Origin of the sequence: Corynebacterium maris DSM 45190 (genome assembly GCF_000442645.1) — a bacterium.
In the GTDB taxonomy this organism is placed as follows: domain Bacteria; phylum Actinomycetota; class Actinomycetes; order Mycobacteriales; family Mycobacteriaceae; genus Corynebacterium; species Corynebacterium maris.
Window position 1 is genome coordinate 38,082 of the sequence record NC_021920.1, and the last position, 7,892, is coordinate 45,973.

Sequence of the window (7,892 nt, forward strand, 5' to 3'; positions counted from 1 at the left end):
GATCACCGTGGCCTCGGCGGCGGCGGTGCATACCATCCGGAGCCGTCACCGGCGGCGATGATCTGACGCAAATCAGTCAGGATGTCGCCGCTAGCCGGCCAATCACCTCAACCAGCCCTGTCAGCGCCTTGCCCCAGTGCGACAGGGCGTCTTTTTCTGGCTCATCCGGTTTTAGAGTGCGTTGATCTTGGTGTGCAGCTGCCCGGAGTGGATCAAGGACCGCAAGATGTAGTGGCCGAGGTTCTTGAATCCCAGGGCGATACCGCGCAGGTGCTCCAGACGTCCGTTGATCGCTTCGACCGGTCCGTTGGATGCGCCGATGTCGAAGTACGCCAGGATGTCCTTCTGGCGCCGATGGGGGTGTCCCCCGAGTAGTGGACACGGTGTTGGTGTCGGTTAGGCAACGAGGCCTACGGTAGAAGCCCCAGTCGCGACCCGGGGTTACCCTCTTTTCGTGAACATCTTTCCACAGGACACAGAGGACCCACTAGCGTGGCGTCCACGACTTACGGGTAAGCCCATCGATCTGGTGCTGTTGCAAAGTTGGGTGGAGGGGCCACGAACGCCCGATTTTCATTTCCTGGTGCTGTTGCACGCTCGCGTTTTGGGCCCATGTCGTAGACCTTCCCACCGTTGTGTACTGCGGCTCTCCAAACGGGCGTAACCGAAATTCACTCTTTGCAACAGCACCTTACAAGGTACGTCGAAAGTGGTTTACGGCCTTTTGGAAAAGTTGAAATATCCGGTCCGGAAGTGTCCCACTAGGGTGTGCCCTAATGAGACGACAGGTTTGTGAAGATTTAACAACGTAGGGCACTATCCAGCCCCTTTTCACTTTCACCCGGCGTGCAGCAGGCCCTTATCGGGCTCATCCGGATCTGGAGTGCGTAATTAGCGGGAAGTGATATGTCGGGGTGGCACAACATGTAGGGGCCCTGGCCGGTACAAGATGAGAGTTACCACACAACCATCTGACCGAACCAGGACCCTACAATGCAGCCTACGTTCAACCTCGTCGCCGACACCATCTGCCGCACCGCGGAGCTGGGATTAACGATCACCGATGCCGCGGACGCCGGCGAGTTCACCGTCATCAACGCCTGCCCCGTAGAGGTGTGCGATAAGTGCCCGGGCTGCGGACAGGCTGGTCGCCTGCGTGATCACGTCGTGCGCCGACTGACCGACCTCCCGGTGGTCGGGTTCCCCACCAGGCTGCAGGTGCGCGTGCCTCGGTTCCTGTGCCTGAATCAGACGTGTGCCCAGCGGATCTACCAAGCAGAACTGGACTGTGCGGAACGCGGACGTACCGTCACCCGGCGGGTGACCCGCTGGATTCTGCAACGGTTGGCGATCGACAAAATGAGTATCTCCGCCACCGCCAAAGCCCTGGGCTTGGGCTGGGATATGGTCAACGACCTCGCCCTGGATGCTTGTCGTGCATTGGTCTACGACGACCCCGGGCACCTTGCCGGGGTACGCGTGCTGGGCGTGGACGAGCACGTGTGGAAGCACACCCACCGGGCCGGTGAGCCGGACTCGTTTGTCACCGTGCTCGTCGACATCACCCCCGTCATCGACGGCGCCTGCATCGGCCGACCGTCCAGCGATCGCCACCGCCCATCCAACGCTGTCTGCACCTTGTTCGAGACCACGACGTGCGTGTGGAGCTGCGGGTCGGAGGACCGGGAGTCGTAGTGATTGAACGCCGTGGCGACCAGTCCGGTGACATCGACCTGGGCGACCGCGCCATCGGCGGCGGTGTACCCGGTGCGAGTCGCGGCGACCTCCCGCTCCATGAACTCCAGCACCTCCGCCACGGCATCATGATGCGCTTGGGCGATCAGCGCCTGGGTGCCGGCGTCCGCGACGCCCCACAGCACCGAGACTGACTTCGGCACCGAGAACGTGTAATCGAAGCCCGCGACCGCACGCCGGTTGCCACGCTCGGTCTCCTCGGCCTCGATCTGGGCGACCTGCTCGGCACGCTCACCCATCCCCAACCCCGCATCAAGACCCTTCACGCGCTTGCTGATGCGGTCGGCGACCGAGACGTACCGCGGGAACGCCCGGCCCAGTGGCTTGCCGGTGATGGGGTCGCGGCCCATCCCGATCAGCAACTGCAACTGCGCCTCGGACACCTGATCCCCAGCACCGATCTGCCCGTCACCGAGACCGGGCAGGGCCGAGCCCATCCAGTTGCCCGGAGGTGTGCCCTCCTCCGTGTAGTACCTCGTCAGCGGTGTCGAGAGGGAACGGTCGCCGTCGGCGGCGGCGATTGTGCGCAGCAGGTACTTGTACCCGTCGCCCGCGCTCATCACGCGCATCGAGACCGTCATACCGACGAGGTGAACAGTGCAGCCACGAAGGCACTTCGCGTTATCAATATCAATACTGATAGCATTGAGGCATGGCTACTTCTTCGGCACTGCTGCATCCGGTCCGGCTTCGTATCGTCCAGTCGCTGCTGGGTGAGGGGGAGCTGACGACGCACCAGCTTCATGAGCGGTTGTCCGATGTTCCGATCGCCACCCTGTACCGGCACGTCGGCCACCTGGTCAAGCACGAGTTGATCGAGGTGGCCGATGAGCAGCAGATTCGGGGTGCGAGCGAGAAGACCTACCGGCTGGCTCCGGGGTTCGCGAACCCTTCGGCAGAGGAGCTGAACTCTCTGAGCAACGAAGAGCTCCTGACGGCGTTCACGGTGTTCACCTCGGGTCTGATCCGCGACTTCGGCGACTACCTGCAGGCGGGAGACCCTGACCTGTACGCCGATCGCGTGAGTTTCGCTCAGGCCTCGTTCTGGGCGAGTGATGAGGAGGTCGATGAGTTTGGCCGTGCCCTCATGGCGGCACTCGAAGGCCTGCTGACCAACGATGCGGCCCCGGATCGTCGTCGCCGCACCCTCAGCACGGTGCTGATGCCGCGAGAGGAAGCCGTGCCAGGAGACGCCGCTCGACGAGAAGCGACACAGAAGGGATCGGAGGCAGACGAATGAGCGCGACCGATACTGCCAACGTCTCCGGGATCGTGGCGGGTTACGGCGACACTGAGGTGCTCGGTCCGGTCGATCTGTCGCTGCGGCTGGGCGTGACCGCACTGCTGGGTCGCAACGGCTCGGGCAAGACGACGCTGATGCGCACGCTGTGCGGCATCATCCCCGCTCTGAGCGGCACCTGCACGGTGCTCGGCTCTGCCGTGGCCGACGGCGCTGCAGTCCGGTCCAGCGTGGGCTATCTCGGGCATGAGTCCGCGCTCGCGAGCGCGCTCACCGTGGAAGAGAACCTGCGGTTCTGGGCGGACATCACGAGCACCTACCCGGATGCCACCGTCGTCTCCGCCGAGGAACTGGTTGAGCGTTTCGACCTTGCCTCGTTGATGAGTAAGAAGGTGTCCTCGCTCAGCCGCGGTCAGCGGCAGCGGGTCGATCTGGCAAGGCTCGCGATGACCGATCCCGAGTTCATCGTGCTCGATGAGCCGCTCACCGGCCTTGATCCGGTCTATGCCGCGCAGACCCGCGCCCTGCTGAGCGAATGGGGCGAGACCCGCACGGTGCTCTACTCCACACATAGCGTGCCCGAAGCGCTCGAACTGGCGCGGCACTTCCTGATCGTCCAGGGCCGCGACCTCATCGAGCTGGACTGCGACTACGAAGCGGTGACCGAGACGACGATCCTCGACGTGCTGGAGGCCCACGCATGACCACGACCACCGTCCCTGCCCGACGCCGCGTGTCCGCGTTCGCGCGACGCGCCTGGATTCAGCAGGGCACCACCGCCGTGTGGCTCGCCGCCCTTGTCGGCGGAGCGCTCGGGGTGCTCGTCTTCCTCGGCTCCGGCGGTGTGAACACGCTGGCGAACATGCCCGACTTGATTCCCACGAACCCCGACGGGCTGGTCGCCGTTCGCGACACGGCCGGGGAATTCCTGCCGATGACCTCGTATCTGCTGACGATGACTCCGGCGATCCTGGGGATGCTCGTGGCCATCGTCGCTACGCTGACGCTTCCCGGCGTGGTCGCCGACGACATCACCGGGGGTGGGATCGAAGCGTTACTGGCCGGGCCGATCCCGCGTCGGCACCTGTTCTCGGCCTATCTCGGTGCCGCGCTCGTGCTGACCGCTGTGGCCTGGATCGTCGCGATGCTCGCCTTCTTCCTCGCTGCGGTGGTCACCTCCCTCGTCATCGGGGCGTCGGTGTCGCTGTCACCGACCTACGGCGTCGCACTGGTCGTCGTGCCGTTGTCGATGGGCTTGTGGTCGGCCACCGCCACGCTCTTTGGTGCGTTGTTGTACCCGAGCAGTCTCGATACCAAGGCGGGGCTCAACGGCGGGCCCATCCGCCTCGTGGCGATGCTGCCAGCGCTCATCGCGGTGCCCTCGGTGCTGCTCCTGCCCGAGTGGGTGCTGCCCGCACTCGCACTGGTGCTGGCAGTAACCCTGCTCGCGAGCCTCATCCTCATCCGGCTGACCGCACGGGGCTTCCGCAGCACCCGCGTGCTCGGCAACTGAACTCCTCCGAACGAGCGGAACCATTTGTGAATCTCGTGAACTTCGATGCGGCGATGCTCATCCCGCTCATCCCCGTGCTCATCCTCGCAGTCCTCCTCATCGGATGGTCGCTCGTTGACATCGCACGGAAGCCTGTCCGGCACCTCCCAAAGTGGGCGTGGGCGCTGATCGTGCTGCTCGCGATCCCGCTCGGCGCGGTCGTCTACCTCATCATCGGCCGCACCCGAGGTCAGAAGCTCCGAGATGAGGACCTGCGATGACCACGGCCCTGACCGTCAAGGATCTCACCCGCGTCTACCCCGGAGGCGGGGGCGTCCGGGGCATCGGCTTCACCGCCGACGAACGCGCCGTGACCGCGGTCATCGGCCCTAACGGGGCGGGAAAGACCGTGCTCTTCAGCATCATCGCGGGCCTCGCCCAGGCCGAGTCGGGCACCGTCTACTTCGCCTCGCCGAAAGCGCGAGTGGCGTACTGCCCCGACGTACCCCAGTTCGAGTCCTGGCTCACCGCCCTCGAAGTCGTGGAGACCTCCCTCGCCGTCTCACGCGAGAGCACGGTCCAGGCACGGATCGCCCGCGGCACTGGCGGTGACGGCTTCGCACGCGGGGCACTCGAGGCGTGCGGTCTCGGCTCGGTGATGGATCGTCGTGTCGCGGACTTTTCCCGCGGCATGCTGCAACGCCTCGGGATCGCAGCGGCACTGGTCACCGATCCGGAGATCCTGATCCTCGACGAGCCGAACAGCGCGCTCGACCCCATCGGCCGCGCCGACGTGCGCGACATCATCACCGAGCAGAAGCGCCACCGCTGCATCCTGCTCTCCAGCCATATGCTCAGCGAGGTCGAACAGCTCGCCGACCACATCGTCGTCATCGATCAGGGCCGCGTCGTCACGCAGGGCACCACGGCGTCGATTCTCACCGACGGACTCGAACCCGTCTGGACGATTCGTCTTGGCAAACCTGCACAGATCAGCGCCTCCGATCTCGCCGTCGCTGTTCCCGATGCCTGCTTCGAGTTCGAGACGGACACGCTGTGCACCGCCCGCTTCCGCAGCTTCGAAGCCGCCGCGACCCAGCTCATGACCGCCCTGCACATCTTCCGCTCACCCATCATCGAGGTCACCCTGCGCGACCGCGACCTCGACGCCTCTTTCGCCCGCATCGTCCAGAATCAGGAACACCGATGAGTCTCATCCTCTCCTCGGCCCGCGTCGAGACGCGCCGCCTCACCCGATCCGGCCTGTTCATCGGGCTACTCGCCGTGTTCGCGTTCTTCGGGCTCTCCGGCCCCGCCCTCGCCCTCTACATGCCCGAGATCCTGGGAGCCGCCGCGGGCACCGAGCAACTCACCATCGAAGCCGCCGATGCAATCCCGGAAGACGGGATTGCACTGTTCAACCAGAGCGCCATGCAACTCGGACTCATCCTCGCCGTCGCCGTCGCGATCACCTCGCTGAACTGGGATGCCCGGCCAGGCTCCTCGATCTTCTACCGCACCCGCGTGAGACATCTCGCCCGGCTCACGGTGCCCCGTCTCGCCATCGACTGGGTCGCCGTCATCGCCAGCTACACCGTGGCTCTGCTGCTTGCCGCCGGACTCACCGTCGTGTTCCTCGGGCCGATCGAGACCGGACTGATCGTCACCGTCGGTATTGCTTCTGCGCTCTACCTCGTCATGGCGATGAGTATCGGTTACCTCATCATGGTGCTCACCCGGCGCACCGCCGCCGCGATCGCCGCCGCCACGGTATTGATGCTCGTGCTGCCGCTGCTGAGCAGCATCGATGCTCTCGCTCCCTGGGCGCCGACGACGCTCCTGGCCACACCCGGGTCCGGGCTCGCGGACATCGCAGCACCGCTGCTCTCCGCGGTCGCCGTCTCCGCCGCATGCGTCTTCACCGCGGCTTTCGTCGCCAACCGGCAGAGTCTCAGACGCGATGCGTAAGTAGCGGTCATGGCCGAGGCGATACTCGTCCCCAGCAAAGAAGTTCCTCTGGCACGTTCACCGCCGCGGCAGCCGCGTTCGCGAACCTCACTCGAGCTTCAGCAGGAGATGTCTAGGAATCTTTGCGACTCACCATCCCGCTCGACGGCATTCAAAGATGATGGTGATGAGCGGTGACGGATAAACACCCGTTGTCGAACTATCAAGTGCTGCTCGCGAGGACCCGGACCGTGCACCGGCCAATTGGGCCGGTGGCGTATGACTGCGTGAAGGTCATCGTCGTCAGAGATGGCACCGCGGTCCTGTTCAGTGAGTTCGGACAGAAGCCCGTCCGGCCTGGGGATGTGATCGTGCTTGGCCCGAACGTTCTGTGCGGGTCCGAACCCGAGGGGCACATCACGGTCACCACGATCTACGCGGATACCGACTATGTGATCGACCAGGCGTTCTGGCAGTACGCGGGCCTTCTGCATGATCGGCTCGATGCGCCGGTGTTCGTCAAGGAGACCTTCACTGAGCCTGCGCAGGTCATTCGCCTAGGCGAGCATCACGCCGGTTTGCTTATGCCGTGGTTGGATGAGTTGGTCGCGCTGAGCCTCGATGACGCGCGCGCTCGATTCCATCGGATGCAGGCGCTGTGGTTCGCGGTGGTGCTGTTGCAAAGTTGGGCGGAGAGCAGCGAAGACTCAGTTTCTCATTCCCTGATGGCCGCTGCGTGTGGGCGTTCTCAGGCTGTCTCGAATACCCGGCTGACGATCACCGCATCCGGGTTCGGTTGTCCGTAGGCAAACATCGTGCCCTGGCCTTTCCGCAATGAGTGCATCGCCTCCATCCCTTTCAACGTCCGGTAGGCGGACGTCCTATTCTTAAATGCACCTTTCGGCCCCAGGATCCGTTTCAGCCGGCCATGATCTCCCTCGACGACGTTGTTCAGATATTTCACCTGCCGGTGCTCCACCGTAGGAGGACAGATGCCATCCGCCTTCAATTCGGCAATCGCCTTCGCCAGGGCGGGTGCCTTATCGGTACGGATCACCCGGGGGAACCCAGCCGACACGGTTGCCCGCAGGGTCTTGGCTAGGAAACGCTTCGCGGCCGCGACGTTGCGCTTCGGGGAGAGGTAAAAGTCCAGGGTATGGCCACCGGCGGTAATCGCCCGATAGAGATAACACCACTTTCCCCGACCCGGATATAGGTCTCATCCACCCGCCAGGACCTAGCCTGCCAGTCAGGTACCTGCCGGTACCACCGGGTGTGCTTGTCCAGCTCAGGGGCGTATTTCTGGACCCACCGATAGATCGTGGTGTAATCGACTGGCACGCCCCGCTCGGTCATCATTTCCTCCAGATCGCGGTAGCTCACCCCGTAGCGGCAGTACCACCGCACTGCCCACAGAATGATGTCACGGGGGAAATGACGACCGGAGAAGATACCCAT

At 64.2% G+C, this 7,892-nt stretch carries 7 protein-coding genes and 4 pseudogenes; 8 read left to right on the plus strand and 3 right to left on the minus strand.

The features are described from left to right. Positions 1-171 precede the first annotated feature (171 nt). Positions 172-372: pseudogene (locus B841_RS13745) on the minus strand (transposase); the annotation flags it as partial. A 621-nt stretch (positions 373-993) separates the two neighbouring features. Here B841_RS13745 and B841_RS13750 point away from each other — a divergent pair. Next, positions 994-1,566: pseudogene (locus tag B841_RS13750) on the plus strand (transposase family protein); the annotation flags it as partial. Between the two features lie 14 nt (positions 1,567-1,580). Here B841_RS13750 and mobF read toward each other — a convergent pair. Then, positions 1,581-2,336: pseudogene (gene mobF, locus B841_RS13155) on the minus strand (MobF family relaxase); the annotation flags it as partial. A gap of 71 nt (positions 2,337-2,407) precedes the next feature. Between mobF and B841_RS13160 the strand changes: the two are divergent. From B841_RS13160 to B841_RS13190, 7 genes are all read left to right on the plus strand, one after another. After that, positions 2,408-2,995 (plus strand): helix-turn-helix domain-containing protein, encoded by a 588-nt coding sequence (locus tag B841_RS13160; protein WP_020935861.1) that lies wholly within the window; start codon positions 2,408-2,410, stop codon positions 2,993-2,995. Next, complete coding sequence (locus B841_RS13165) at positions 2,992-3,699, plus strand: ABC transporter ATP-binding protein (RefSeq protein ID WP_020935862.1); 708 nt, start codon at positions 2,992-2,994, stop codon at positions 3,697-3,699. Before B841_RS13160 ends, B841_RS13165 begins: the two co-directional genes overlap by 4 nt. Further along, complete coding sequence (locus B841_RS13170; RefSeq protein ID WP_020935863.1) at positions 3,696-4,508, plus strand: hypothetical protein; 813 nt, start codon at positions 3,696-3,698, stop codon at positions 4,506-4,508. Before B841_RS13165 ends, B841_RS13170 begins: the two co-directional genes overlap by 4 nt. A 26-nt stretch (positions 4,509-4,534) precedes the next feature. Then, positions 4,535-4,768, plus strand: coding sequence for a PLD nuclease N-terminal domain-containing protein (locus tag B841_RS13175; protein ID WP_020935864.1), 234 nt, complete (start codon positions 4,535-4,537; stop codon positions 4,766-4,768). Further along, complete coding sequence (locus B841_RS13180) at positions 4,765-5,697, plus strand: ABC transporter ATP-binding protein (protein ID WP_020935865.1); 933 nt, start codon at positions 4,765-4,767, stop codon at positions 5,695-5,697. Before B841_RS13175 ends, B841_RS13180 begins: the two co-directional genes overlap by 4 nt. Continuing rightward, positions 5,694-6,455, plus strand: a complete 762-nt coding sequence (locus tag B841_RS13185; RefSeq protein WP_020935866.1) for a hypothetical protein — start codon at positions 5,694-5,696, stop codon at positions 6,453-6,455. The genes B841_RS13180 and B841_RS13185 overlap by 4 nt, the downstream gene beginning before the upstream one ends. Positions 6,456-6,721: 266 nt before the next feature. Beyond that, positions 6,722-7,240, plus strand: a complete 519-nt coding sequence (locus tag B841_RS13190; RefSeq protein ID WP_318532940.1) for a hypothetical protein — start codon at positions 6,722-6,724, stop codon at positions 7,238-7,240. On the opposite strand, the pseudogene B841_RS13195 reads toward B841_RS13190, so the two are convergent. Continuing rightward, a pseudogene (locus B841_RS13195) lies at positions 7,183-7,892 on the minus strand (IS6 family transposase). The gene B841_RS13190 and the pseudogene B841_RS13195 sit on opposite strands and share 58 nt — an antisense overlap.